This is a genomic window from Kribbella sp. NBC_01505 (assembly GCF_045040285.1).
In the GTDB taxonomy this organism is placed as follows: Bacteria; Actinomycetota; Actinomycetes; order Propionibacteriales; family Kribbellaceae; genus Kribbella.
The window spans coordinates 987,639-1,012,889 of the sequence record NZ_CP109425.1 but is presented as its reverse complement, the minus strand read 5'-3'; the positions used below and the strand labels follow the sequence as shown (position 1 = coordinate 1,012,889).

Here is a 25,251-nt window from a genome sequence, read left to right as displayed (position 1 = left end):
TTTTGATAGAGTTTCGGTGGTCATAGCGTAGGGGAAACACCCAGTCTCCATTCCGAACCTGGAAGTTAAGCCCTTCAGCGCCGATGGTACTGCGACCGGTAGGTCGTGGGAGAGTAGGACACCGCCGGACATTCACACTGTTAAGGGCCACCCCACTAGGGGTGGCCCTTAACATTTGTCTGGCTACTTTTTTCGCTGCACCGAACCTCCGAGCGATGCTCGCCAGGTGGGCGCCAGGCCTCTCGATGAGGGGCTCCGGGGCACGGGGCGGTAAGTTAGTGCGGTTACCCCGCACTTCAGCATCCTTAGGAGTCACTGTGGCTACGCCACCTCGCAATCCCCGATCCGGCTCGGGGGACCGTCGCGGTTCCTCCGGGGGCGGTGGCCGTCCCGACCGTAGCAGCGGGGGACGTCCCAATTCCGGTGGCGCCGGCTCCGGCGCCAAGCGGTCCGGTTCCGGTGGTGGTTCGAGCTTCGGCGGCCGTTCGGGTTCGAGCGGCGGTTCCGGTGGCGGCTCGGGGTACAGCGGCAACCGTTCCGGCTCGGGTTCAGGTGGCTCGGGCGGTTCGAGCAGCGGCTCCGGGTATGGCGGCAACCGGTCCGGTGGCGGTTCCGGTGGGAGTGGTCAGCGGAGCTCCGGTGGATATCGGGGCGCCTCGAGCCGTGGGGACACCCCGCGGACCGGCGCTCCGCGCAGTGCGCCGCGTAGTGGTGACCGGGACGAGCCGCGTACCGAGAACCGGCGTGGATTCGCCGGCTCCCGCGGTGACGACAAGGGTCGCCGCGATCCGTTCGGTGGTCAGCTGGCCGGCGGTCGTGAAGACCGCGGTGGCGACAACCGTGGTGGCGACAACCGCTCCGGCGGCTACCGCCGCGATGACCGTTCCGGCGGTGGCGACCGCGGTGGCTACAGCCGCGACGACCGCCCGGCCCGTCCTGCCAGTGGTGACCGCGGTGGCTATAACCGCGACGACCGCCCCAGTGGTGGCGGCTACAACAAGGACAGCCGCTCTACCGGCGGCGACCGCGGTGGTTACAACCGCGACGACCGTTCCGGCGGCGGCTACAACAAGGACAACCGCTCTACCGGTGGTGACCGGGGTGGTTATAACCGCGATGACCGCCCCAGTGGTGGCGGCTACAACAGGGACAACCGTTCCACCGGTGGTGACCGCGGTGGTTACAACCGCGATGACCGCTCGAGTGGTGGCGGCTACAACCGCGATGCCCGCTCTGGCGGCGAGCGTCCGGCGCGGGATGACCGCGGTGGGTACAACCGAGACACGCGTCCGGCTCGGGATGACCGCGGTGCGGGGCGTACTGAGCGTCCGGCGCGCGATGACCGGGGCGGCTACAACCGGGACGACCGGTCGGGTTCGGCTGGTGGGTTCCGTGGCGGCGAGCGGCCGGCGCGGGATGATCGCAGCGGATACAGCCGGGATGCGCGGCCCGCTCGGGACGACCGGGGTGCGGCGCGTAGTGAGCGTCCGGCTCGGGATGACCGATCGAGTGCGCCTGGTGGGTTCCGGCGGGATGAGCGTGGCGAAGGCCGGCGCGATCAGCGGGCTGCCGGGGGCGACCGCGGCGGCGTACGTGGCGGTGCTCGCAGTGCGGGGCCGGCGCGCGGTGAGCGCGGAGCCTTCAAGCGGGACGACCGGGATGCGCGCGGCGCGCGCGGCGGACGTGACGACCGGCGCGGTGGACCGCGGCGGGACGACGAGGAGAAGGTCGGTCCGCGTCGCGACGATCCGGTGATTCCCGAGGGGATCACCGGGGCGGAGCTCGATCGCGGTGTGAAGGCCGAGCTGCGGTCGTTGCCGCGCAGCCTCGCCGATCTGGTGGCACAGCACCTGGTGGCGTCCGGGCAGTTCCTGGACGACGACCCGGACCTGGCATACCTGCACGCCCGGACAGCTCGGCGGCTCGCTGCCCGGCTGGGCGGGGTTCGCGAGGCCGTCGCCATCACGGCGTACCTGGCCGAGCACTACGACGAGGCACTGACCGAGTTCCGCGCCGTACGGCGGATGACGGGCAACCACGAAGTGCTCGCGATGATGGCCGACTGCGAGCGTGCGCTCCGTCGGCCGGAGAAGGCGCTCGCACTGGCGCAGGACAAGCACGTTCGGGACCTGTCCGAGCCGACGCAGATGGAACTGTTGATCGTGACGGCCGGCGCCCGGCGGGACATGGGTCAGGTCGCGGCCGCGATCCAGGTGCTCGAGGTGCCGGAGCTGACCAAGCGCACCCGCGCGGAGTGGCTGCCGCGACTGCGTTACGCGTACGCCGACGCGCTCGCGGCCGCTGACCGCACCGAGGAGGCGCTGGTCTGGTTCCACCGCGCAGCCGGCGCTGACGCCGACGGCTCCACCGGCGCCGCTGAGCGTGCCGCCGAGCTCGAAGGCCTCGAGTTCACCGACCTGGACGAGGAAGTCGAGGATGAGGAGGAGTTCGACGAGCCCGCCAAGCCCGACGACACCGCCACCGTCCTAGAGGTCGACGAAGTCGACAACGAAGACAACTTCAGCAACGTCGACGAAGACGCCCAGGCCGACGAAGACAACGCCGACCAGGACGACCAGGGCGACGCCGAGCCGGACGAGGTCGTCGACGAGGTCGCGGCCGAGGACAAGCCGGAGAAGTCCGAGCAGTAGAACAAACGCGCACCGAAAGAGCCGCCGGGATCCCCCGGCGGCTCTTTTGCGTTCCCCGGCCGATGGATGACCGGGGCGCGCCCGCTCTGCGGAGTTCTACTGCTGCTGGATGACAGCAGGACTCCGTAGATCTCCCGCCCGGTCCCAAAACGCACCTTTGCGGTGATCTACTGCCGCTGGGTGACAGTAGATCCCCGCAAAACCACCTTTCCGCGCGCCGTGACGCGGCCGGCAGCGTACCCGGTGGCTGCCCGCCGCAGCGGCCAGCGCCAACAAGCAGAGTGGCCGGCCGCTCCCGTGGCTGAGGTGGCTGGCGAGGCCAGCGCCCAGGTACCCGCTGCCTGAACTTCCGGGCTTCGGTTGCCGTGCAGAAAACGAGGGGACCTCCTCGCAAATTGACCGTTCTCCCCTCAAAATATGAGCAGAGAACGGTCAATCTCAACGGATAACCAGCCAAATTCCGCAGGCAGCAGACAACCCGAACCACAGTGATCAACCACGGCGGCGAGTCAGCTGACAGGCCTCCCCATCGTCGGGAGCAACCACAGCCCGTCAGCCACAGACAACGGGAAACCGCGGTCACCGACCGAACCATCCCGCCCAGCCGAAGACCACCCCAGCCACCCGTCTCAGTCAAACCGGCCGCAGCGGCGACCAGCCACCGCCAACGCCACCGGCCGAATCCGAGCGCCCGGACCGGACGAGCGCATTCGGGAAGGCGGGGCTACTGACCAAGCAAGTGCCCAGCCACCAAATCGCAACAGGCACTGGGTGACAACAGATCTCCGTAAAGATAGTTCCGGGCTGCAGTTGCGGTCGGCATCCTGACTGGCCTGCTGCGGACATCTAGTGGGGATCTGGGACAGGTGGTCGGGCGGCTTAGGTCCCCAGTTGGTGTGTGCGGTTCCGGCCGACTGCTGGGGCGACTCGCGGGGTGGGGCTTGGGGGTGGGGCGGCCGGGAGAATGGGGGGATGGGTTTGAGGGTGTTGGCGGAGGATGCGGTTGGGGTGTTGGTGGGGGAGGCGGTGGCCAAGGGAGGGCGGCGGCTGCGGAGGGCGATGGTGATGGTGGGGGAGGGGGAGGAGGATGGGATTCACCAGGTGCGGGTTGCTTGTCGGCGGCTGCGGAGCGATCTGAAGCTCTTCAAGGGTTTGCTGGTTGCTGGTGAGCTGAGGACTGAGCTTTCGGCGTTGGCGAATGCTTGTGGCGAGGCGCGGGATCTGGAGGTGATCGCGGCGCTGGTCCGGGAGACGGCGAACAGTGAGGACGAACCGGCGCACGTCGAGCAGATTGTGCAGACGCTGACGGCTGGGTTGCAGGTCGCTTCGGCGCGGGCGGCTGAGGTGGTGGCGGGTGAGCGCACGGCCGCGTTGGTGCGGGCTTTGGAGACGATGGCGGCCTCCCCACAGTTGAAGCGGAAGGCAGCCGAGCCCTGTGGCGAGGTGCTGCCCGAGCTGCTGGACAGCGCCGTACAGAAGTTTGTTGGAGAGGCCGACAAGCTGCAGCCGTGGACGCAGGACGACGACTGGCATGAGGTGCGGTTGCTTGCGAAGCGGATGCGGTACGCCGCGAACACCTGCGCGACTGTGCTCGGGGCCGAGGCGAAGGCGACCGCCGTACAGGCTGCCAGGTATCAGGAGCTGCTCGGGCAGCATCAGGATCAGTGCGCGGCCGCAGAAGCGCTGACGGCCCTTGTGTCGGACGCTGAGCCGAAGCTGGCATTCACCCTCGGACGGCTGGTGGAACGGCACCGGGCGGCCCGCAAACCGCTGCGGGAAGAGTTTCTCGGTCTGTACCACCGCTCCTGAGCGAAGCGACTCTTGACTTCGTGACCTCCTGGTTGTACATGTATGTACATGTCTGAACAGGTAGGTCGTTCGAAGCGATCCCAGCTGGTCGCCGAGCTCACCACGGACATCCGCGCCGGTCGGCTGGCCCACGGTGAGCGGTTGCCGGGGGAGAATCAGCTCGCCACCCGCTACCAGGTCTCCCGCGGCACGGTGCGCAGTGCGCTGGCCGAGCTGCAGCGGCGTGAGCTGATCACGACCGAGTCCGGTGTCGGTTCGTTCGTGACGTTCGACGGGAAGCCGCTGGACCAGCAGGTCGGGTGGGCGCGTGCGCTGGCCGAAGGCGGTGCCGACGTCGGTACTGAGCTGCTGGGGATCGTGCGGGGCGGCGACCCGGCGGTAGAAGAGCGCTACGGACCGGTCGTGACGGTACGGCGATTGCGCCGCTCAGAGGGTCAGCCGGTGTCGATCGAGGTCTCCGCGCTACCAGCTGTTGGTGCGCTGGCGGACCTGCCCGCTGCGGGCCTGGTCGACGACTCGATCACCGCAACGCTCCGGTCTGCCGGGCGTGAAGGTACTGGCGGCGAGCAGTGGATCTCGGTCGAGCCGCTGGACGCCACTGACGCCGCACTGCTCGATCGGACGGCCGGTGAGCTGTTCCTGCGAGCAGTCCGGGTCACTCTGGACCGGGACGGCGCTCTGGTCGAGCATGTGGTGAGCCTGCTGGATCCGCAGCGGTTCCGGTTCCACCTGAGCTTCCCGGCGGCCCGATGAGCACCCGGGACCGGGCGCTGGGCGCTCTATACGGGCTGGCGATCGGTGACGCACTGGGGATGCCCACCCAGTCGATGTCCCGCGCCGACATCACCACCCGGTACGGCGTTGTCGACCGATTCCTGCCCGGTGCTCCGGACCAGCCCATCGCACCGAACATGCCGGCCGGCACGATCACCGACGACACCGAGCAGGCCCTGCTGCTGGCGGACCTGCTGGTGGCAGGACACGGCCGAGTGGATCCGCACAAGTTTGCCGAGGCGCTGCAGTCCTGGGAGCAGGACATGATCCGCCGTGGCTCCCTTGACCTGCTCGGTCCGTCGACGAAGCGTGCGCTGGATCGGCTCGCTGCTGGTGAGCCCGCTGAGCAGACCGGCCGGGACGGTACGACGAACGGCGGTGCAATGCGGGTAGCGCCAGTCGGCATCGCGTACGACGGCAGCGGCTTGCTGGACGCCGTACTCGAGTCCTGCCGGGTCACGCACAACACCGGCCTAGGTATTGCGGCCGCGGCCGCGGTGGCAGCAGCTGTCTCGGCTGGAGTGGATGGGGCTGACCTGTCCGCCGCAGTGGCTGCGGCTGAGGACGCTGCGTCTGCTGGCGGCCAGCTCGGTCACTGGGTCGCGGGCGGCAGCATCGCTGCCCGACTGCGCTGGGTCCGTGGCTGGGCTCAGGACCTTAAGCCCGACGACCTCGTGCCAGCCATTGACGCAGTCGTCGGTACGTCGGTCGCGGCCAACGAGTCCGTCATCGCAGCGTTCGCGCTGGTTGAGGTGCTCGGTACGGACGTCCGTGCTGCCCTCACCACGGCCGCCTCGCTCGGTGGCGACACTGACACGATCGCTGCGATCTGTGGCGCCGTCCTCGGCGCGCACCATGGCATGTCCGGACTGCCGAGCGATCTGCTCGACCAGGTCCGCCAGGTCAACCACCTCGACCTCGACGCCACCGTCGACGGTCTGCTCGCGTTACGCGCTACTGAAGGAGGCCAGCATGGCCACCGACACGTCTGACTCCGCCGTCTCTGTGAAAAGCGAGTCCACACTAGAGAATCGGGGCATCGAACCCGTACCCGTCGGGGAGCGGACCGGTCGGCCCGGCCAGCTGTTCTGGGTCTGGTTCGCGGCCAACATCTCCATCCTCGGTCTGCCCTTGGGGGCGACCCTGGTCGCGATGGGGATGACGGTCTGGCAGGCCGTCATCGCGGCGGTGGTCGGCGCGGTCGGCTCGTTCGCCATCGTCGGTGCGATCTCGATCGCCGGGCGTCGCGGTGGTGCGCCCGGTCTGACGCTCTCCCGTGCGACATTCGGTGCCCGCGGCAACATCGGTCCGACTCTCGTGTCGCTGCTGTCCAGGCTGGGCTGGGAGACCGTGAACACCACGACCGCGGCGTTCGCGCTCCTGTCGCTGGCGACGATCCTGTTCGGCACCAGTCCGGCGGCCAAGGATCACCCGGTACTCACGGTCGTCGCGATCGCGGTGTTCGAGCTGCTGACCGTACTGGTCGCCGGACTCGGTCACGCCTTCCTCGTTGCGGTGCAGCGCTGGGCGACCTGGGTGTTCGGCGCCCTCAACCTCGTGGTCGGTGCGTTCCTGGTGGCGACCATCGACTGGTCGGCTGTCGGTGCAGCCACGCCCGCACCGGTCGGCGTACTCGTGGCCGGGGTCGGTGTGATCGCAGCAGGCACCGGAATCGGCTGGGCGAACGCATCGGCCGACATGTCCCGCTACCAGGCCCCAGCAGTGCGCGCCGGTTCGCTGGTGCTGTCCGCTGCGGCCGGTGCTGGCATTCCGTTGGTGCTGCTGATTTCGCTGGGCAGCCTGCTCGCTGCGGGCGACCCCACGTTGGCCGATGCGGGTGACCCGGTCGCTGCTATCCGCGCCATGCTGCCCACCTGGATGGCTGTCCCGTACCTGGTCGCAGCGTTCGGTGGACTGCTGCTGTCCAACCACCTCTCCGTCTACTCAGCCGGACTCACCACACTGACCTTGGGCGTCCGCGTCCGGCGGGTGTACGCGGTAGTGGTCGACGTGACAGTCACCTTCGCCGGGGCCATCTACTTCCTGCTGATCGCTGACGGCTTCTACGGTCCGTTCATCGCCTTCATCAGCGCACTGGCCGTGCCGATCACCGCCTGGGTCGGAGTGTTCGCAGTCGACATGCTCCGCCGCCATCACTACGACCCGGAGGCGCTACTGAACACAGGTCGGACGAGCGCCTACTGGTACCGCGGTGGTGTCGCCTGGCGAGCGTTCGGGGCCTGGGCGTTGGCGATCGTCGTCGGCTACCTGTTCGCCACTCTCGGACCCGCAGCGGACCCATGGTTCACCGGACCGCTCGCTGGGACCTGGTTCGGCGAGAACGGACTGGCCTGGGTGATCACGTTCGTCGTCGGAGCCGGCCTGTACGCCGTACTCGGTGGTGCTCGTCCGGTGGACGGCGTACCGCTGGAGGTGGTCGAGTGACTGGGCGGCTCGTGCACACCGGGCAGGTGGTGATCGACCTGGTCATGCAGGTGCCCGCCTTGCCGCCGGTCGGCGGTGACGTGCTGGCGCTCTCCACAGTCGAGTACGTCGGCGGTGGCTTCAACGTGATGGCCGCCGCGGCGCGAGCCGGGGCGACGGTTGTCTACGCCGGTGGGCATGGCACCGGCGCACGTGGTGATCGCGTGCGCGCTGAGCTTGCTGCGGAGGGTGTGACGATCTCTCAGCCCGCCACAGCCTCGATAGACACTGGGGTCTGCGTAGTGCTGCTCGACAACACTGGTGAGCGCACGTTCGTCACCGGTAGCGGTGCTGAGACCGCAGTCGGCGATCCGTTGCCGGAGCTGGATGCATCCGACATCGGCTACGTGTCTGGCTACAGCCTGGTGGTCCCGGAGAAAGCCGAGCAGGTGCTGGCGATGCAGGGCGGCACACTGCTCGTTGATCCCGGTCCGCTGGTAGCCGACATCGCCCCCGACATCTGGGCCCGCACTCTCGCTCGCACCGCGGTGCTGAGCTGCAACGACCGCGAGGCTCAGCTACTGACTGGCCAGTCCGATCCACAAGCTGCGGCAAGCGCCCTGGCTGAGACGGTGCCTGCGGCAGCGGTCGTGGTGGTGCGGACTGGTGCGGGCGGTTGTGTCGTCGCTCAGAACGGCACAGTGCAGGTAGTGCCGAGCATCTCCGTGGAAGTTCTGGACACCAACGGTGCAGGTGACGCGCACTGCGGATGGTTTGCCGCCGAGCTGCTTCGCGGCACCGACGTACTGGAGGCAGCACGTCGTGCCAACATCGCTGCAGCTATCGCAGTCACCCGCAGCGGCCCGGCAACAGCTCCCACCCGTAGTGAGGTCGATGCTAAAGCACTCTGAACAGCAGGCCCACCCGAGGCTTGGGGCCGAACGAGGTCGCCTTCTGGGGCAGGATGACGCCCTGGATCGCTGAGCCGAGCACCTGGTCCAGATGGGGTGCCGTGAGCTCGATGGAGGCCTGATCGGGGCCGGCCATCGCCAGAGCGTCGGACCAGGTGTGGTGGAAGGTGATGTCCTCGGCCGGAGCACCCCATGCGGGGATGAGGTGCTCATGGAGGGACGACACGATCGGAACGGTCTGGCCGTTGGCCGGACGGACCGTCAGCCAGGTGGTGCCGTCTGTCACCGCCATGCGGTCCGGGATGTTCTCCAATCGGCCCGGTAGGACGTTCCAACCGGCCGGTGTGCGAGAGCGAATCATGTCGAGGGTCAGACCGGGCACCACTCGGTGGATGGGGTCGAGAGTCAGCGGGTGGCGGTTGTAGTCGACCAGCATCGCCAGACCGACCTCGGTGCTCGGACGGTCCGGTTCGCGGCGGCGGCGTTCGAGGTACGCCGCGTAGCGGTGGTGGCCGTCGGCGATCAGCGCCTCGTGTCTGCCGATCTCCGCCGCGATCACAGCGAGCGTTTCTGGGTCTTCGATGCGCCAGATGCGGTGTTCAGCGCCGTTCTCGGTCTCGGCCTCCACCCACGGCACTCCGGTCCGGGCCGCGTCCACCGCGTCGCTGGCCGCGCCACCGTCGCCGTACGCGAGCAGGATGGGCTCCAGGTCCGCATCGGTCGCTTCCATCAGTTCGAGCCGGTCGTCGACCCAGTGCGGCATCACGTTCTCGTGCGGAAGCACTACCTGCCGCAGCGGGTCCAACGCCAGCGCACCGACCAGACCGCACAGTACGGCGTCGCCCAGTCGCTGCTCGTAGACGTACAGAGCGGGCCGCGGGTCCTGGATGACCACACCGGCCTCTTGCCAGGTGGCGAGTCGACGAGCGGGCTCGTCGTACCGGCTCGGACCCAGGTTGGGGTCGCGTGGAAGGATGAGCCTCACCATGTTGTGCAGATCAGACGCAGTCAGCCGCCGGACCAGCGCGGGTTCCAGCACGTCGTACGGCGGCGATGTGACGGCCCCGAGGCCGCTCACCATCCCCGCGACGAACCGCCAGGCGCGCAGCGGGTCCAGTCGCAGCACGCTCCCCCTTGAATCCAGCATGTCTCGCATCGTAGGACGGTCCGCATGAGCACGCATGGCGAAGCGCCCGCGCCACTGTCCGAGTGTGATGAACCGCTCGCGAGCCGGTACGACGTCGCGCTGCTGGATCTGGACGGCGTCGTGTACGTCGGCCCGGACCCGGTCCCGGAGGCACCTGACCACCTGCGCAAGGCGGCCAAGGAAGGCATGCGGATCGGCTACATCACCAACAACGCCAGTCGGCCGGCACGGGTCGTGGCCGAGCACCTGGCGTCGTTCGGGCTGGATGTGATCGCTGACGACGTGGTGACCTCCGCCCAGGCCGCAGCGAAGCTCATCGCGAGTGAGTACCCCAAGGGCTCGCCGGTGCTCGTCATCGGTGGCGAGGGTCTGTACGCGGCGTTGGAGGAGTACGGGCTGACGCCGGTGCGCAGCAGCGACGCGCGCCCGGTGGCCGTCGTACAAGGCTTCCACCCGGATGTGAACTGGGTGATGCTCGCCGATGGCGCGCATGCGATCAACGAGGGCGCGAAGTGGTTCGCGACCAACCTTGACCTGACTATTCCGACCGCAGGGGGCATGGCGCCCGGCAACGGCACGCTGGTGCAGGCAGTCCGGGCCGCGGTCGAGGTGGACCCGGTCATCGCCGGCAAGCCGGCACCGCCGTTGCTGGAGACGAGCATTGAGCGGCTGAAGGCCAAGAAGCCGCTGATGATCGGTGACCGGCTGGACTCCGACATCGCCGGCGCACATGCGGTCGGAATCGCCAGCCTGTGGGTGGCAACCGGCGTACACGACGCACATGACCTGGCCCGGGCACCCAAGAACGAGCGGCCGACGTACATCGCACCTGATCTCGCAGCGCTCGCGCAGAAGCAGCCTGGTGTGACCGTCGACGGCAGCAAGCACACCTGCGTGGGCTGGACAGCCGAGGTTGTGAACGGCGCTGTGGCGATCAAGGGCGAGGGGGAGCCGTACGACGGCCTCCGCGCGATTCTGTCCGCGGTCTGGACCGCTACCGATGAGCCGAAAGCTCCTGCGAAGACTGCGAAGTCGGCGACCCGCAGTAGCCGCCGACCGTTGCCGAAGCCCGCACCGGCGCTCGGAACGATCGCCGTCGACGCCGCTCTGCATCGCATCGGCCTCGAGAAGTGAGGCCATCTCTAACTGGTAGGGCAGGCCTGGCAGGTAATGCCGGGCCGAGGCGCTACCGTTGCTGGAACGAAGCGAGGAGGCAGTCATGGTGATGGACGCACTGCGCGGCTACGTACAGCTGGCGAACGGCCTGGCCGAGGTCAGCAAGCAGAAGGCCGAGGCAGCGGCCAAGGCGCTGCTGCAGCAGACCGGTGCGGAGGCGCTGACGTCCGGGCTGACCACGAAGGTGGGCGACCTGGCCGACGAAATCGTTGCCACCAGCAAGAGCAACCGTCAGCTGTTGCAGGCGATCGTGACGAACGAGGTCGAGGGCGCAGTGGCGCGGCTCGGGTTCGTCCGCTCCGAGGAGGTCGCGGCGCTGACCCGTCGGGTGCAGCAGCTGGAGACCGAGCTCGCCGAGGCCCAGGCCGACGCGGCGGCGCCTGCTCCGGTGGCAGCACCGGTGCCGGTGAAGAAGGCTCCGGCCAAGAAGGCCCCGGCGAAGAAGGCCGTCGCGAAGAAGGCAGCTCCGGCCAAGAAGGCTGCCCCGGCCAAGAAGGCAGTCGCCGGAAAAAAGGCAGCAGTGAAGGCGCCGGCCAAGAAGACGGCAGCGAAGAAGGCCTGACGTGACCGAACACCCTGGCGAGCAGTTCCCCCCGGCCGTCGACCCCGACGTGGAACCGGACTACGCGCCGGAGCACGACGAGCAGACCCCTGCGCAACCGGACTACGACTCCGAGCCCGGCTCCCAGAACGACCAGTACGGCGAGTACGACGGCGAGGAGCAGCAGGAGCAGCAGCTGGATCCGGCCGAGGTGGAGTTCGGGCCGGAGTTCGCCCGCGATCCCGGTGCGCAGCACGAGCAGCCGTTCACCGCCGAGTCCGCGGAGCTGGAGGACGAGTCGGGGCACCCGCTGGTCGAAGAGGTCATGGGCCGGCTGCACGACCTGCGGGACAAGCCGGTCGGTGAGCACGCCGACGTGTATGCCGACCTGCACGAGCGCCTGCAGACCGCACTGGTCGAGGCGGACTCAGACCAAGGCGACAGCAGGTAAGTGGCCAAGGGAGTCAAGCGCACGCGGCTGGACGCGGAGCTGGTACGACGCAACCTGGCTCGATCGCGTGAGCAGGCGAGTGAGCTGATCGCGGCCGGCAAGGTGAAGGTGTCCGGCACTGTCGCGACCAAACCCGCGACCGGGGTCGGCACCGACGCACCGATCGTGGTGGACACGTCCGAGACCGACGACCCCGGCTATGCGAGCCGTGGTGCGCACAAGCTGATCGGTGCGCTGGAGGCGTTCCCCGAGGTCCAGGTGCAGGGCCGGGTCGCGCTCGACGCAGGTGCCTCCACGGGTGGGTTCACCGACGTACTGCTCCGCAACAAGGCGCAGCGGGTGTTCGCAGTCGATGTCGGCTACGGACAGCTGGTCTGGGCGCTGCAGACCGACGACCGGGTCACCGTGATGGACCGGACCAACGTCCGGACGCTCACGCTCGAGCAGATCGGTGGTGAACCGGTTGATCTCGTGGTCAGTGACCTGAGCTTCATCTCGCTCACGCTGGTGCTGCCCGCGCTGCTGCAGGTGGTGAAACCGGACGGCGAGCTGATGCTGATGGTGAAGCCGCAGTTCGAGGTGGGCAAGGAGCGGCTCGGCAAGGGCGGAGTGGTCCGGGAGCCCGAGTTGCGCGCGGATGCTGTCCGGCAGGTGGCCTTCAAGGCACAGCAGCTCGGCTGGGGCATCGCGGGAGTAGCGGCCAGTCCGCTGCCCGGACCGTCCGGAAATGTCGAGTACTTCCTGTGGATACGGCGTTCGGCGCCGCCGCTGGATGAGACGATGCTGCAGGACGCGATTGAGCGTGGACCGCAATGACCGGGGTTGGTGGGGCGGGGAAAGTATGAATGGAGCGTAGAAGTGGCTGAGCCGCGGCGGGTGCTGGTGGTGACGCACACCGGCCGGGACGAGGCGGTCGAGGTGGCGCGTGACGTGCACCGGCTGCTGACGGATGCCGGTCTGCTGGTCCGGCTGCTCGCCAACGAGGCCGACGACCTCAAGCTCGATCCGGTCGAGATCGCCGACAATCCGGCGAACGCGGCGCTCGATGTCGAGCTGATCATCGTGCTCGGCGGCGACGGATCGATCCTGCGCGCCACGGAGCTGGCCCGCCCGCACGGTACGCCGGTGCTCGGCGTCAATCTCGGCCATGTCGGGTTCCTGGCCGAGGCCGACGTCGACGACCTGGAGCGGATCGTCCAGGTCGTGGTGGACCGCAGCTACACGGTCGAGGAGCGGATGACGCTTGCCGTCGACGTCCGCCTCGACGGCGAGCTGATCTTCGACACCTGGGCACTGAACGAGGCAAGCATCGAGAAGGCCGCCCGCGAGAAGATGCTCGAGGTGCTGGTCGAGGTCGACAACCGCCCGCTGTCCCGCTGGGGCTGCGACGGTGTCGTGGTCGCGACGCCCACCGGCAGTACGGCGTACGCGTTCTCGGCGGGTGGACCGATCGTCTGGCCCGAGGTCGAGGCGATCGTGCTGGTCCCGGTCAGCGCCCACGCGCTGTTCTCGCGGCCGATCGTGGTGGCGCCGTCGTCCCGGCTGTCGATCGAGCTGGTGCGGACCTGGAACGGGCGTGGTGTGCTGTGGTGCGACGGCCGCCGGATGGTCGAGGTGCCGCCCGGCGCCGAGATCGTGGTCCGGCGCGGAGCCCGGCCGGTCCGGCTGGCCCGGGCGCACAAGGCGCCGTTCACCGACCGGCTGGTCGCCAAGTTCGATCTCCCGGTGCTCGGCTGGCGCGGTGCCGCCGAGCGCAAACGCAATCCCAACGGTCAACAGGAGACCTGATGCTTTCGGAAATCCGCATCACCGGCCTGGGTGTGATCGAGGACGCGACACTGGACCTCGACCCCGGGTTCACGGCCGTGACCGGCGAGACCGGTGCGGGTAAGACGATGGTCGTGACCGGCGTGAACATGCTGCTGGGCGGCCGCGCCGACAGTGGGCTGGTGCGGCACGGGGTGCGGCGGGCGCGGGTCGAGGGCCGGGCGACCAACGTGCCGAAGTCGATCGTGCAGCAGGCCGAGGACCGGGGCGGCGAGCTGGACGACGAGGAGCTGCTGATCGCGCGTGAGCTCTCGTCGGAGGGACGCTCGCGGGCGTTCCTCGGCGGGGCGTCGGTGCCGGTGTCGGTGCTGGCCGAGGTGTCGGGCGACCTGGTCGCGATCCATGGGCAGGCCGATCAGTGGCGGTTGCTGCAGCCGGCCCGGCAGCGCGAGACGCTGGACACCTTCGCCGGCAAGCCGGTTCTGGTGCCCCTGCAGGAGTACGCGTCGTCGTACAAGCGGCATCGTGAGATCGAGGCCGAGCTGACCGAGCTGACCACCAGGCAACGCGATCGGCTCGCCGAGGCGGACCGGTTGCGGTTCGGTCTGGAAGAGGTCGCCAAAGCAGAGCCGCTGCCCGGTGAGGACACCGAGCTGGCGACCGAGGAGGGGCGTCTCGCGTACGCCGACGGTCTGCGGACCGCTGCGACGAACGCGGCCGAGGCACTCGCCTCCGAGGACCTCGAGTCGACGCGGCCGAGCGACGTACTGGGTCTGCTGGCCCTGGCCAAGCAGCTACTGGACGGTGAACGCGAGCACGACGCCAAGCTGGCCGAGCTGGCGGACCGGGCCGGCGAGCTCGGGTATCTGGCCGCGGACCTGGCCGGCGAGCTCTCCTCGTACGCCGCGGACGTGGACACCGATCCAGCCCGGCTGTCCGTGGTGAGCGAGCGGCGGTCGCTGCTGACCACCCTGATCCGCAAGTACGGCGGTGAGCAGGGGACTGTGGACGAGGTGCTCGACTGGGCCAAGCGGTCCGCCGAGCGACTGGCCGAGCTGGATGGCAGTGACGAGCGCGTCGAGCTGCTGACCGCGGAGCTGGCCGAGCTGGACGCCACACTGGCCGAGCTGGGCAGGCAGGTCCGCGAGGCCCGACTCGAGGCGGCCGAGCGGCTCGGAGTGCTCGTGTCGGAGGAGCTGACCGGGCTGGCGATGCCGCACGCGACACTGTCGGTCGAGGTGCACGAGACGTCGGCCGGACCGTACGGGATCGACGAGATCGAGTTCTGTTTCGCGGCGAACCCGGGCAGCCCGGCCCGCCCGCTGCAGAAGTCGGCGTCCGGTGGTGAGCTCTCCCGCGTGATGCTGGCGCTCGAGGTGATCCTGTCCGACACGCACAAGGTGCCGACGCTGGTCTTCGACGAGATCGATGCCGGGATCGGTGGCCGCGCCGCGGTCGAGGTCGGCAAGCGGCTCGCCCGGCTGGCCGAGAAGGCCCAGGTGATCGTGGTGACCCACCTGCCGCAAGTGGCCGCGTTCGCGGACCGGCACGCCGTCGTACTGAAGAGTGACGACGGCTCGGTGACCACAAGCGGCCTGGTCGCGCTGGACGACGACGCCCGGCTGAAGGAACTGTCCCGGATGATGGCCGGCCTGGAGAACTCCGACGCCGCGCAGGCGCACGCCGAGGAGCTGCTCGCGCTGGCGGCCGAGCGGCACAACAAGCCCAAGAAAAAGAAGCGTTAAGTACGGCGGGCGCGCAGCACCAGCACGATCGTGGCGAGCTGGAGCAGCACGACCACTGGGATGACCGCGTGGAACATCGTGGAGGTCGACCACGACACCAGGCTGAACACGATCGACAGTGCCTGCGACACAACGGTCAATCGGGATGCCCAGCGGCGGGTGCCGTCGAGCTTCCACGCCAGCACGACGCACAGCACGGCCAGTAGGAGATGGAAGACCGTCGCGGACGTCAGTGCGACGCGCACCGAGGCGTCCACCTCGCTCGCCGGGAAGTCCGGGTGCTGCGTAGCGACCTCCGCCCGCAGTGAATCCGATCGCACCAGCATCACCGCCGGGATCGCCAGGTGGGTAAGGGCGATGAGCAGTAGTAGGAAACGCGGCACCTTCATGGTGTGCTCCGTCTTCTGGCCGAGCGATTCGGTGGTGGGGGATCAGTCCGCCGGTGGTGCTCGGCCCAGACCTCGTTGAGCCGGTCCACTCCGCGTAGTGCTTCAGCGACCTGGGCGTCGGTCCAGTCCGCCACGACCGACACGAAGGCCGCCGTACCGGCGTCTGTAGCTGCACTCAGCGCGCGGCGTCCGGCTTTCGTTGCGGTGACCAGGAAGGTCCGGGCGTCCGCCGGATCAGGAGTGATGCCGACCTCGCCCGCGTCTTCCAGCGCGGCAAGGTGCCGGCTGACCGCGGACGCGTTCAGAGCCAGCTCGGTGGCCAGTTCGCGCGGGCGGACCGGGCCGTGATCGGCCACCGTGGCAAGGATCCGGAGCCTGGTCAGGTCGAGTTTCCGGGCGATCCGGCGCTGCCCGGTCTCGATCAGATCCATCACCGCGAGGGCCAGCCGCTCCCGGTCATTTCGTTGCGACATGAAACGAAGTGTACGGCAAACGCTCGTTCCAAAGGATGAAACCGGGTACCGGCGGGGTCGTGAGCCGGAAGGGGGCCGACGACGTGGCAGGATGAGAGCGCGATGAAACTGCCCAGCCTGCGGAGAGCACGCCCGACTGAACTGCCCGGATCCACCGGTGTGGTCCGGCTCGATCGGCGTACCAAGAATCTCACCAAACGGCTGAAGCCGGGCGAGATCGCGGTCATCGACCATGTCGACCTGGACCGGGTCAGTGCCGAGGCCTTGGTGAACTGCAAGGTCTCCGCGGTGGTGAACGTCGCGGATTCGATCAGCGGCCGCTATCCGAACCTCGGCCCGGAGATCCTGGTCGCCGCCGGGATCCCGCTGGTGGACGGGATCGGCCGCGAGGTCTTCTCGGTCCTGCACGAGGGCGAGCACGTGCGGCTGCACGACGGCACGCTCTACCGCGGTGACGAGGTGATCGCGAAGGGTGTCGCACAGGACAGCCAGTCGGTCGCGGAGCTGATGGACGACGCCCGCGCCGGGCTCTCGACCCAGCTCGAGGCCTTCACCGCGAACACGTTGGACTACCTCCGTCGCGAGCGCGACCTGCTGCTCGACGGCATCGGCGTACCTGAGGTCCACACGCCGATGGACGGCAAGCACGTGCTGATCGTCGTGCGCGGCTACGACTACCGCGAGGATCTGGTCGCGCTGCGGCCCTACATCCGTGAGTACCGGCCGGTCCTGATCGGTGTCGACGGCGGCGCGGACGCGCTGGTGGAGAACGGCTACGCGCCGGACCTGATCGTCGGCGACATGGATTCGGTCAGTGACGCGACGCTCAAGAGCGGTGCCGAGGTGGTCGTGCACGCGTACCGGGACGGCCGCGCGCCGGGCTCGGAGCGGCTGGAGCGGCTCGGCGTGGACTCGATCGAGTTCCCGGCCACCGGGACCAGCGAGGACGTCGCGATGCTGCTGGCCGATTCCAAGGGTGCCTCGCTGATCGTCGCGGTCGGCACCCACAACTCGCTGGTGGAGTTCCTCGACAAGGGGCGCTCCGGAATGGCCAGCACCTTCATCACCCGCTTGCGTGTCGGCGCCAAGCTGGTGGACGCGAAGGGCGTCGGCCGGCTGTACCGCAGCCGGGTGTCGACGTTCCAGATCGTCTCGCTGGTCGCGGCCGGCCTGTTCGCCCTCGGGATGGCGATGGTCGCCATCGACGCCGACGAAGTGCTGTGGTCGATCCTGCGGGCGCGCTGGAACGACTTCGTCTACTGGATCCGGGAGCTGTTCACGTGATCGACTTTCGCTACCACATCGTCTCGATCGTGGCGATCTTCTTCGCCCTCGGCGCCGGGGTGGTGCTCGGCGCCGGCCCGCTGAAGGGCACCGGCAGCGACATCATCCAGAACCAGGCGAAGGTCGACCGGGACAACCTCGTCGCCGCCCGCGCCCAGATCATGCAGCTCGACGCGCTGAACAAGTACCACCAGGACTACGAAGCCAAGGTGACGGCCGGGCTGGCCGACGGCAAGCTGACCGACCGCAAGGTCGCGATCGTGCAGATGCCGAACGCCGACGGCGACCTGGTCAACTCGGTCAACGACGAGCTGCAGAAGGCCGGTGCCCAGGTGACCGTCCGGGTCGCGCTGAACGCCAAGCTGCTCGACCCCGGTCAGCGTCAGCTGGTCGAGCCGCTGATCACCCAGCTCGTCACCCCGGACGTCAACTTCGCGCAGGACTCCACGACGTACGAGCGGGCCGGGATGATTCTGGCCCGGGCGATCGCGGCCAAGGAGCCCAGCCGCACGGTCGATGCCGACGCGACCAAGATCATCAGCGGGCTGACCGGCTCGGGGCTGGTCTCGCTCAAGCCGTCGACGATCAAGGACCGGGCCACGCTGATCGTGGTGGTGGCCGGGAAGCCGGCGACGCCGCCGGCGGCCAACACGACGTTCACCGACGCGGTGGACCTGGTCGAGGGTCTCGACGAGGGCAGCGCCGGTGTGGTCGTGGCGGGGACGCCGGACACCGCGAAGGACGGCGGGCTCGTGAAGGCCTTGCGGAGTGACTCCGACGCCACCAAGATCGTTTCCTCGGTGGACGTGGCCGATCTGCCCGCCGGGCAGATGACCGTCGTCTTCGCGCTGGTCGAGCAGTTGACCGGCAAGGCGGGCCAGTACGGCGCCTTCGACGCGAAGGACGGCATCGCGCCGGCCGCCGTACAGGTGAAGGACAACTGACGTGGGATTTCTGAGCGCTGTCGTTGCAGCGGCTGCGACTGCCGCACTGGAGAAGGCCGCCGAGAAGCTGCCCAAGGAGAATCGGCAGCCGTTCGAGCGGACCAACCACCGGGGCGAGCCGGTGACGTTGCTGGAGGGACCGGTCGCAGTCCTCGGCGCACTCGCTGGTGTCGTCGCGGCGCCCTCCACTCCGGGCAAGGTGAAGGCGGCTGCGCTGCTGGCCGGTTCGGTGTCGGGTGCAGTCGGCGCGTACGACGACCTGCGCGGAACGACGCAGGCCAAGGGTTTCCGGGGTCACCTGTCCGCGTTGAAGCGCGGTGAGGTGACTAGCGGCGCAGTGAAGATCCTCGGCGTCGGTGCGGCCGGTCTGGCCGCTGCCGCGATCCTGCCGCGCAAGTCGACCGGTGTGAAGGCACTGGTCGGAGTGGTCGCCGACGGTGCACTGATCGCTGGTACGGCGAACCTGACCAATCTGCTCGACCTCCGCCCCGGCCGCGCGTTGAAGGCGGTTGCCGCCATCAACGCACCGCTGGCCGTGGTCAACGGCCCAGCTGGCGCAGTGGTCGGCGCAGCGGTGGCTTCGGCCCCCTCTGACCTGGGCGAGCGCTCCATGCTCGGTGACTGCGGAGCCAACGGGCTAGGAGCCATCACCGGCACCGCACTGGCCGCGTCGCTGCCGCGTCCTCTGAAGACCCTCGTCCTGGCCGCGGTGGTCGCGCTGAATCTGGCGAGTGAGAAGGTCAGCTTCACCAAGTTCATCGCGGAGACCCCGGCGCTCGACAAGATCGACCAGTGGGGCCGACGCCCCCGGTGAGATCGCGCCTTGCGCAGGCCGCCTTGCTGGTGGCCGGTGTCACCGTCCTTGCTCGGGTCGTGGGGTTCGGGCGGTGGCTCGTCTTCTCGAAGACTGTCGGTGCCGGGTGTTTGGCTGAGGCCTACACAACGGCCAACCAACTGCCGAACATCTTGTTCGAGATCGTGGCCGGTGGTGCGCTCGCCGGTGCGGTGATTCCGGTGCTGGCGGGCCCGGTGGCTCGTGGGGACCGGGGAGCGCAGGGGCGGATCGTCGGTGCGCTGTTGTCGTGGTCGTTCCTGCTGCTCGCACCGTTCGCGGTCTTGTCGTGGCTGCTGGCGTCGAGCTACACCGACGCGCTCCTCGATCCGGGTGCGGACTGTGCGGGATCGGGAGCAACAGCCACTCGGATGCTCGTCATCTTCGTCCCGCAGGTGTTCGGCTACGCGTTGGCTGTCATCGCCACTGCGGTTCTCCAGTCCCACAAGAGGTTCGGGGCCGGCGCGTGGGCGCCACTGGTCTCCAGCTTGGTGGTCGTCGGGACCTACTTTGTGTTCGCAGCCATGGCTCCGGATGCGGACGGTGCATCGCGTGGTGCGAATGACCTGCTCGCCTGGGGGACTACCGCAGGCGTGGCAGCACTTGCGCTCACTGTGCTCGTCCCGATGCTTCTGCTGCGCCTACCGATCAGACTGACGCTCCGACTCGACCCTGGCGTCGGACCGGTACTGCGGAAGCTCGCACTGGCCGGGCTGGCCGTGCTGATCGCTCAGCAGCTCACCTTCGTTGTCACGACGTACCTGGCCAATCACCGCGGCGTCGCGGGCAGTATCGCCGTCTATACCTGGGCCAACGCGGTCTACCTGCTCCCGTACGCCGTTCTCGCCGTACCGATCACGACTGCGGTGTTCCCGCGCCTGGCCGCGGCGTACGAGGCAGGGGAGCAGTTCGACCTGTACGCCGCCGCCTCGACCCGAGCGGTCATGCTGGCCGGGGGTGCTGGTGCCGCGTTGCTCGTCGGGACCGCCGTACCGGTCGCGCGGATCTTCGCGTACGACGACGGCGCCGTACGGGAGGCTCAGGCGACGTCACTCGGCAATGGGCTGATTGCGTTCGCTCCGGCGGCCATTGGGTTTGCTGTGCTCATGCATGTCGGTCGGGTGCTCTACGCACGGCACTCCGGTCGGCAGGTCGCGATCGTCACGTCAGCTGCCTGGGCGCTTGTTGCTGTATCGGCTGTCGTGCTGACGGCGCAGTGGGATGCAGTACCTGCGCTGGCGGCAGCCATGTCGATCGGCATGGTCCTCGGAGCTGTCACTCTGGTCGTGGTGCTGCGTCGGGATGCAGGCGGCGCCGTACTGGCGGGGCTGACCCGTGCCACCCTCGCTGCGGTCGTCGGCGCCGTACTGGCCGGTGCTGCGGGCTGGGTGGTCGCGTTGCCGGCCGGTGACGCCGGAGTGGGCAGTGCAGTCCTGTTCTCGGTGCTGTCCGGCCTGGCCGTCGTCATCGTGTACGCCGTGGTCGCCGTCGTACTGGATCGCGCGGACACCCGCGCGTTGCTCCGTCGAAAGGTTGTGGCATGAGGATCGGGCTGCTGCTCGCGGAGTCGCGTGGCGGGATCGGGCAGCACGTCGCTTCCTTGGTACCGCGGTTCTTGAGCGCTGGCCACGAGGTGGTCGTCTGCGCACCGCCCGGTACCGCAGAGCACTTCAACTTCGGCGCCGCGACTGTGGTCACGCAAGCACCAGCGCTCCGCGGCTCGGATGTGGTCCACGCGCACGGCTACCGCGCGGGGATGGCAGCGCTGCGGGACAGGTCCAAGCTGCGCCCGCTGGTCGTCACCTGGCACAACGCAGTGATCGCTCCGGGCCCCAAGGGCCTTGTCATGCGTCTGGGGCAGCGACTGGTCGCCAAGGGTGCGGACGTGACGCTGGGAGCCTCCAGCGACCTTGTAGAGCTCGCCAAGAGCCTCGGAGCGCGTGACGCGCGGCTGGCACCGGTCGCTGCGCCCACCATGACGCAGCCAACCGTTTCGGCGGCAGACATCAGGCAGGAGCTCGGTCTGACCGACCAGCCCCTCATCCTGACCGTCGGCCGGCTGGCTCCGCAGAAGGACTACCCGACGCTGCTGTCCGTGGCCGCCCGGGTGCACGAGTCCACTCCGGACGCGGTCTTCGTGGTGGTTGGCGACGGTCCGCTGCGGGACAACCTGCAGGCCCGGATCGACGCCGAGCAGCTGCCGGTGCGGTTGCTGGGACACCGCAGCGACGTGGCGAACCTGCTGGGCGCGGCCGACGTGTTCCTGCTCACCTCGCACTGGGAGGCGCGGGCGCTGGTCGTGCAGGAGGCGATGCAGGTCGGCGTACCGGTGGTGGCGACCGCGACCGGCGGCATCCCCGAGCTGGTCGAGGACTGCGCCGTACTGGCGTTTCCCGGGGACGCGGACGGGCTGGCCGACGGGGTCCGGGGGATTCTCGCCGAACCCGCTACCGCGAACGCTATGCGGACGCGTGGCCGTGAATTGGCCGCCAGATGGCCGGACGAGGACGGTGCGGCGAAGAATCTGCTCGACATCTACGCGGGTCTCGTCGCGACCACCCCTTGACAGCAGGTAGGCTGAAGGCCCGTGGACAGGGTTTCGAGCTCGCAGCAGACCAAGCACGTTTTCGTCACCGGTGGCGTGGCCTCCAGTCTCGGCAAGGGGCTGACGGCGTCAAGCCTCGGCAGTCTGCTGACGGCGCGCGGCATCCGGGTGACCATGCAGAAGCTGGATCCGTATCTCAACGTCGATCCAGGCACGATGAACCCCTTCCAGCACGGCGAGGTGTTCATCACCAACGACGGGGCCGAGACCGATCTCGACATCGGTCACTACGAGCGGTTCCTGGACCGGGATCTGTCCCAGGTCGCGAACGTGACGACCGGGCAGGTCTACTCCAGTGTGATCGCCAAGGAACGCCGCGGTGAGTACCTGGGCGACACCGTCCAGGTGATCCCGCACATCACCAACGAGATCAAGGAACGGATGCTCGCGATGGCGGGCCCCGACGTGGACGTCGTCCTGCACGAGATCGGCGGCACGGTCGGTGACATCGAGTCGCTGCCGTTCCTCGAGGCGGCGCGGCAGGTCCGGCACGACGTCGGCCGCGACAACGTGTTCTTCCTGCACATCTCGCTGGTGCCCTACATGGCTCCCGCCGGTGAGCTGAAGACCAAGCCGACCCAGCACTCGGTGGCCGCGCTGCGCTCGATCGGTATCCAGCCGGATGCGATCGTCTGCCGTGCCGACCGGCCGATCCCGGACGGCGTGAAGCGCAAGATCTCGCTGATGTGCGACGTCGACGTGGACGCCGTGGTGGCGGCCGCCGACGCGCCGAGCATCTACGACATCCCGAAGGTGCTGCACGCCGAGGGGCTCGACGCCTTCGTCGTACGGCGCCTCAACCTGCCGTTCCGTGATGTCGACTGGACGCGCTGGGACGAGCTGCTGAAGGTCGTGCACCACCCGAAGGACGAGGTCACGGTCGCGCTGGTCGGCAAGTACGTCGACCTCCCGGACGCGTACCTGTCGGTCGCCGAGGCGCTGCGGGCCGGCGGTTTCGGCAACGACGCCAAGGTCAACCTGCGCTGGATCGCCTCCGACGAGTGCGCCACCCCCGAGGGTGCCGCGAAGCTGCTCGGTGACGTGGATGCCATCTGCATCCCCGGTGGGTTCGGCGTCCGCGGGATCGAGGGCAAGATCGGCGCGATCCGGTTCGCCCGCGAGAACGGCGTACCGATCCTCGGGCTGTGTCTCGGCTTGCAGTGCATGGTGGTCGAGGTCGCCCGCGACCTGGCCGGGCTGACGGACGCGAACTCGACCGAGTTCGACCCGGACGCCGAGCAGCCGGTGATCGCGACCATGGAGGAGCAGAAGGACATCGTCGCCGGTGGCGGGGACCTGGGCGGCACGATGCGCCTCGGCCTCTACCCGGCGAACCTGGCCGAGGGCTCGATCGTCCGCGGCCTGTACGGCTCGGCCACCATCCAGGAGCGGCACCGGCACCGCTACGAGGTGAACAACGCCTACCGCGACAAGCTCGAGGCCGCCGGTCTCGTCTTCAGCGGTCTGTCGCCGGACCACGAGCTGGTCGAGTTCATCGAGCTGGACCGGGCCCAGCACCCGTACTTCGTCGCCACCCAGGCGCACCCGGAGCTGCGCTCGCGGCCGACCAAGCCGCACCCGCTGTTCGCCGGCCTGGTCGCGGCCGCTCTGGTCCGCCAGCGCGAGTCCCGCCTCCCGGTCGAGGAGCCGGCTGCTTCTTCGAAGAAGCCGGCCACCAAGGCCAAGGCCGAGACGGTCAAGGCCTGATGGACCACCCCGAACTGCGCTTCGGCGCCGGACTGGCCGACGTACCGGAGCACTGGCCGGTCTCGGCCTCGGAGACGGTGCACTCGACGGGCCGGGTCATCTCGGTCCGCCGGGACACCATCGCCCCCGCGGACGGCGACCCGTTCGTCCGCGACATCGTCGTACACCCGGGCGCGGTCGGCGTGGTCGCCCTCGACGAGCGGAACCGGATGCTGCTGGTCCGCCAGTACCGGCATCCGGTCGGCTACCGGCTCCTCGAGCCACCGGCCGGCCTCCTCGACGTCCAGGGCGAGCAGTACCGCCTCGGCGGCGAACGCGAGCTCTGGGAGGAGACCGGCACCAAGGCCGCCGACTGGCGCATCCTGGTCGACGCCTTCACCTCACCCGGCATGACCACCGAGGCCATCCGCATCTTCCTCGCCCGCGACCTCTCACCCGCAGACGAGGCCTACACCCGCCTCCACGAGGAAGCAGACATGGAAACCGTCTGGGCTCCCCTCGTCGAGGTAGTAGGCGCCGTCCTGGCCGGCCACCTCCAGAACCCCATCCTCGTCATGGGCTCCCTCGCCGCCTGGACCGCCCTCAACGGCCCCGGCTTCGAGTCCCTCCGCCCAGCCGACTCCCCCTGGCCCGCAAAAGACCTGTAGGTGCTGCCGGACCGCCGCCACTCACCAAGCCTGCGCGGCTCACGTACCTCACGCTCAGCACCCCCTGTGCGAGCCACCCGGCGGAAGGTTGGTGAGTGGCGCAGGTCCGTCCCCTGCGTGGCGCCGACATTCGCGTCCGGTTGTCGGTGGTCTGCTGCGCAATCCGCCGTACTAACCTGTCTCTCATCCCAGGCTGTGGTCAGAGGTTGTATGCCGGTGGGTGCCGGGGCTGGTAGAGGCCGAGTTCGCCGCCGCCCGGGAGGCGGATCGAGGTCAGGATGCCCCAGCGTTGGTCGTCGGTCGGGCGGACAAACTCGACGCCACGTGCGGTTAGTTCCGCGACTATCTGCTCGAGGTCGTCGCACATCAGGTAGAGCTCGTGTGACTCGGCCCCGCTGGTCGGGTGAACCGCGACCTCGGCCGGTGGCAGCTTGAAGATCAACCAGCCATGGCCGGCGTCGACGTGCGGATATCCGAGGACGTCCTTCAGGAACGCCCGATCGGCTTCGGCATCCTGGCTGTAGATGATGACGTGCGCGCCGTTGATCATCTACCGACAGTAGAGGCCGGGCAGGTGCTATCGCTCGCCGGCCAGAGGCCAGTACGCCGTCTGGATCGCTTCTGGACCTCCTCTTGTGACGCTCGACAGATCAACTGACCGTCATGAGGAGGACTCAATGCGTGCAGAGGTCATATGCCCTCGCGCCGCCGGGCTGCTGGCCTCCGCCGGCGCTCTCGCATTCTTCGCCGTACCTGGCGCCGCGGCCGCGTTCGACGCAGCCCGACGCTACCGCCGCCGAGTACGCCGCCACTGCCATCGAGTCCACGGTCCCGATCCCCGGTGCGCCCAGCGGCTCGACCTGGGGCACGGATGGCAAGCTCTGCTCAGCCACCGCCTACGAGTACTGAGCCCAGCCCTCGAAGGCGCCGCGGACCGCTCCCACTTGCCAAGTCTTTGCGGCTCTCATAGTTCA

The 25,251-nt window shown here is 68.7% G+C and carries 24 protein-coding genes and 1 rRNA gene; 21 read left to right on the top strand and 4 right to left on the bottom strand.

Annotated elements, in window-relative coordinates; all coding sequences use genetic code 11:
* The first annotated feature begins 12 nt into the window (after positions 1 to 12).
* The 7 genes from rrf (at position 13) to OG474_RS04455 (ending at position 8,569) form a co-directional block, all read left to right on the top strand.
* Positions 13 to 130, top strand: a 5S ribosomal RNA gene (rrf, locus tag OG474_RS04485).
* Between the two features lie 187 nt (positions 131 to 317).
* Positions 318 to 2,651: a hypothetical protein gene (locus tag OG474_RS04480; protein ID WP_405060903.1), complete on the top strand. Its 2,334-nt coding sequence runs from the start codon at positions 318 to 320 to the stop codon at positions 2,649 to 2,651.
* A 972-nt stretch (positions 2,652 to 3,623) separates the two neighbouring features.
* Positions 3,624 to 4,460: a CHAD domain-containing protein gene (locus tag OG474_RS04475; RefSeq protein WP_405060902.1), complete on the top strand. Its 837-nt coding sequence runs from the start codon at positions 3,624 to 3,626 to the stop codon at positions 4,458 to 4,460.
* A 48-nt stretch (positions 4,461 to 4,508) separates the two neighbouring features.
* A complete protein-coding gene (locus OG474_RS04470) occupies positions 4,509 to 5,213 on the top strand; it encodes a GntR family transcriptional regulator (RefSeq protein ID WP_405060901.1) in 705 nt (234 codons plus the stop codon).
* On the top strand, positions 5,210 to 6,226 hold the full coding sequence (locus OG474_RS04465) for an ADP-ribosylglycohydrolase family protein (protein ID WP_405060900.1): 1,017 nt from the start codon (positions 5,210 to 5,212) through the stop codon (positions 6,224 to 6,226). Before OG474_RS04470 ends, OG474_RS04465 begins: the two co-directional genes overlap by 4 nt.
* Complete coding sequence (locus tag OG474_RS04460; protein ID WP_405060899.1) at positions 6,207 to 7,679, top strand: purine-cytosine permease family protein; 1,473 nt, start codon at positions 6,207 to 6,209, stop codon at positions 7,677 to 7,679. Before OG474_RS04465 ends, OG474_RS04460 begins: the two co-directional genes overlap by 20 nt.
* Positions 7,676 to 8,569: a PfkB family carbohydrate kinase gene (locus tag OG474_RS04455; protein ID WP_405060898.1), complete on the top strand. Its 894-nt coding sequence runs from the start codon at positions 7,676 to 7,678 to the stop codon at positions 8,567 to 8,569. The genes OG474_RS04460 and OG474_RS04455 overlap by 4 nt, the downstream gene beginning before the upstream one ends.
* Here OG474_RS04455 and OG474_RS04450 read toward each other — a convergent pair.
* The gene (locus tag OG474_RS04450) at positions 8,556 to 9,716 is read right to left on the bottom strand and encodes a DUF1015 domain-containing protein (protein ID WP_405060897.1); all 1,161 of its coding nucleotides are present in this window, start codon (positions 9,714 to 9,716) and stop codon (positions 8,556 to 8,558) included. The genes OG474_RS04455 and OG474_RS04450 overlap by 14 nt on opposite strands.
* Before the next feature lie 24 nt (positions 9,717 to 9,740).
* On the opposite strand from OG474_RS04450, the gene OG474_RS04445 reads away from it, so the two are divergent.
* The 6 genes from OG474_RS04445 (at position 9,741) to recN (ending at position 15,396) form a co-directional block, all read left to right on the top strand.
* On the top strand, positions 9,741 to 10,850 hold the full coding sequence (locus tag OG474_RS04445) for an HAD-IIA family hydrolase (RefSeq protein WP_405060896.1): 1,110 nt from the start codon (positions 9,741 to 9,743) through the stop codon (positions 10,848 to 10,850).
* 85 nt (positions 10,851 to 10,935) lie between these two features.
* Positions 10,936 to 11,454, top strand: a complete 519-nt coding sequence (locus OG474_RS04440; RefSeq protein WP_405060895.1) for a polyhydroxyalkanoate synthesis protein PhaF — start codon at positions 10,936 to 10,938, stop codon at positions 11,452 to 11,454.
* 1 nt (position 11,455) lies between these two features.
* Positions 11,456 to 11,884 carry a hypothetical protein gene (locus tag OG474_RS04435; protein WP_405060894.1) on the top strand — a complete coding sequence of 143 codons (429 nt, stop codon included), beginning with the start codon at positions 11,456 to 11,458 and terminating at the stop codon, positions 11,882 to 11,884.
* Positions 11,885 to 12,700, top strand: coding sequence for a TlyA family RNA methyltransferase (locus tag OG474_RS04430; RefSeq protein ID WP_405060893.1), 816 nt, complete (start codon positions 11,885 to 11,887; stop codon positions 12,698 to 12,700).
* A gap of 42 nt (positions 12,701 to 12,742) precedes the next feature.
* Entirely contained in the window at positions 12,743 to 13,672 is a 930-nt protein-coding gene (locus OG474_RS04425; protein ID WP_405060892.1) for an NAD kinase, read from the top strand.
* Positions 13,672 to 15,396 (top strand): DNA repair protein RecN, encoded by a 1,725-nt coding sequence (gene recN, locus OG474_RS04420; protein ID WP_405060891.1) that lies wholly within the window; start codon positions 13,672 to 13,674, stop codon positions 15,394 to 15,396. The genes OG474_RS04425 and recN overlap by 1 nt, the downstream gene beginning before the upstream one ends.
* Here the strand turns inward: recN and OG474_RS04415 are convergent.
* Entirely contained in the window at positions 15,393 to 15,785 is a 393-nt protein-coding gene (locus OG474_RS04415) for a hypothetical protein (RefSeq protein WP_405060890.1), read from the bottom strand. The two genes, recN and OG474_RS04415, sit on opposite strands and share 4 nt — an antisense overlap.
* Complete coding sequence (locus OG474_RS04410) at positions 15,782 to 16,258, bottom strand: MarR family winged helix-turn-helix transcriptional regulator (RefSeq protein WP_405060889.1); 477 nt, start codon at positions 16,256 to 16,258, stop codon at positions 15,782 to 15,784. Before OG474_RS04410 ends, OG474_RS04415 begins: the two co-directional genes overlap by 4 nt.
* 102 nt (positions 16,259 to 16,360) lie before the next feature.
* Between OG474_RS04410 and steA the strand changes: the two genes are divergently transcribed.
* From steA to OG474_RS04375, 7 genes are read left to right on the top strand one after another with little or no spacing between them, the layout of a single operon-like run.
* Complete coding sequence (gene steA / locus OG474_RS04405) at positions 16,361 to 17,542, top strand: putative cytokinetic ring protein SteA (protein WP_405060888.1); 1,182 nt, start codon at positions 16,361 to 16,363, stop codon at positions 17,540 to 17,542.
* Positions 17,539 to 18,486, top strand: coding sequence for a copper transporter (locus OG474_RS04400; RefSeq protein WP_405060887.1), 948 nt, complete (start codon positions 17,539 to 17,541; stop codon positions 18,484 to 18,486). Before steA ends, OG474_RS04400 begins: the two co-directional genes overlap by 4 nt.
* A gap of 1 nt (position 18,487) precedes the next feature.
* Positions 18,488 to 19,300 (top strand): hypothetical protein, encoded by an 813-nt coding sequence (locus tag OG474_RS04395; RefSeq protein WP_405060886.1) that lies wholly within the window; start codon positions 18,488 to 18,490, stop codon positions 19,298 to 19,300.
* Positions 19,297 to 20,862, top strand: coding sequence for a murein biosynthesis integral membrane protein MurJ (gene murJ / locus OG474_RS04390; protein ID WP_405060885.1), 1,566 nt, complete (start codon positions 19,297 to 19,299; stop codon positions 20,860 to 20,862). The genes OG474_RS04395 and murJ overlap by 4 nt, the downstream gene beginning before the upstream one ends.
* Positions 20,859 to 21,884, top strand: a complete 1,026-nt coding sequence (locus tag OG474_RS04385; RefSeq protein WP_405060884.1) for a glycosyltransferase family 4 protein — start codon at positions 20,859 to 20,861, stop codon at positions 21,882 to 21,884. The genes murJ and OG474_RS04385 overlap by 4 nt, the downstream gene beginning before the upstream one ends.
* Positions 21,885 to 21,905: 21 nt before the next feature.
* Positions 21,906 to 23,630, top strand: coding sequence for a CTP synthase (locus OG474_RS04380; RefSeq protein ID WP_405060883.1), 1,725 nt, complete (start codon positions 21,906 to 21,908; stop codon positions 23,628 to 23,630).
* A complete protein-coding gene (locus OG474_RS04375) occupies positions 23,630 to 24,277 on the top strand; it encodes an NUDIX domain-containing protein (RefSeq protein ID WP_405060882.1) in 648 nt (215 codons plus the stop codon). The genes OG474_RS04380 and OG474_RS04375 overlap by 1 nt, the downstream gene beginning before the upstream one ends.
* 199 nt (positions 24,278 to 24,476) lie before the next feature.
* Here OG474_RS04375 and OG474_RS04370 read toward each other — a convergent pair whose 3' ends face one another.
* Positions 24,477 to 24,827: a VOC family protein gene (locus tag OG474_RS04370; RefSeq protein WP_405060881.1), complete on the bottom strand. Its 351-nt coding sequence runs from the start codon at positions 24,825 to 24,827 to the stop codon at positions 24,477 to 24,479.
* A 131-nt stretch (positions 24,828 to 24,958) separates the two neighbouring features.
* Here OG474_RS04370 and OG474_RS04365 point away from each other — a divergent pair, with 131 nt between their 5' ends.
* On the top strand, positions 24,959 to 25,186 hold the full coding sequence (locus OG474_RS04365) for a hypothetical protein (RefSeq protein ID WP_405060880.1): 228 nt from the start codon (positions 24,959 to 24,961) through the stop codon (positions 25,184 to 25,186).
* Positions 25,187 to 25,251 lie beyond the last annotated feature (65 nt).